Source organism: Paenibacillus camelliae, assembly GCF_023715345.1.
GTDB lineage: Bacteria > Bacillota > Bacilli > Paenibacillales > Paenibacillaceae > Pristimantibacillus > Pristimantibacillus camelliae.
In genome coordinates, this window is the sequence record NZ_JAMBNY010000036.1 from 1 (window position 1) to 816 (window position 816).

Below are 816 nucleotides of genomic sequence, written 5' to 3' on the forward strand. Positions count from 1 at the left end.
GTGTGCCCAGCATGGGCGCTATCTCTAGGGTTCAAGTCCCGAATGGTGAAGGCAGTAGTAGCCATAGCTTAAGGCAAGGGTGTCCATCGCGAGGTGGAATCTGAAGGAAGCCAGCGGCAAATCTCCGGTCTGAGGGACACGAACTTCATACAAGGCTAGCGTACGTTGGATGAGGTTGCTGCACAAACTGAAGTCCATACTGCCGAAGGCGTACGAGAGTAAATGAAGCAGATAGATGGAGAGGAAGATAGCGTTCTTACCTGGGGAGATCTGTGCGGAATGCGAAGTGAACTTCGTAACCTCGCCCACGAGGGTGAGCTGAACGTACAGAAGTCAGCAGAGGTCATAGTACGCAGGCTGTTGCAACAGCTTGCGGAAGGACCGAACATGGAATAGGAATGAAGAATCTTAGCGTTCGAGGATGGGCGATGAAAGCAGACAATCCGAAAGGACTTATCTGAGGAAAGTAGCGGTGAATACGCGAGGGTACTCGGAAGGGCAGAGCTCATCAGCGGCACAAAGAGAAAGAATCATTCACGCAAGGGAGTTGTATCTAAGGATGATCGAAGAAATACTGTCACGAGAAAATATGCTATCGGCGCTAGCGAGGGTCGAAACGAATAAAGGAAGCCACGGCGTAGATGGCATGTCGGTAAAAGATTTACGCAGACACCTCGTACAACATTGGCAAACCATTCGTGAAAGCATAAAGAAAGGAGCGTATGAACCGAGTCCAGTCCGTCGGGTCGAAATCCCGAAACCGAACGGTGGAACTCGGCTCTTAGGCATACCTACGGTGACAGATCGCCTCATTCA

1 protein-coding gene and 1 pseudogene are annotated in these 816 nt (G+C 50.7%); both read left to right on the forward strand.

Going from position 1 to position 816, the window contains the following annotated elements:
• Positions 1-222 precede the first annotated feature (222 nt).
• A complete protein-coding gene (locus tag M3180_RS22255) occupies positions 223-396 on the forward strand; it encodes a hypothetical protein (protein WP_251671621.1) in 174 nt (57 codons plus the stop codon).
• A 163-nt stretch (positions 397-559) separates the two neighbouring features.
• Positions 560-816 (forward strand): annotated as a pseudogene (locus M3180_RS22260) (group II intron reverse transcriptase/maturase); the annotation flags it as partial.

Bases quoted from the DNA above. Each gene is read 5' to 3' on its own strand.
- M3180_RS22255 (WP_251671621.1), top strand. From the start codon at position 223: ATGAAGCAGATAGATGGAGAGGAAGATAGCGTTCTTACCTGGGGAGAT.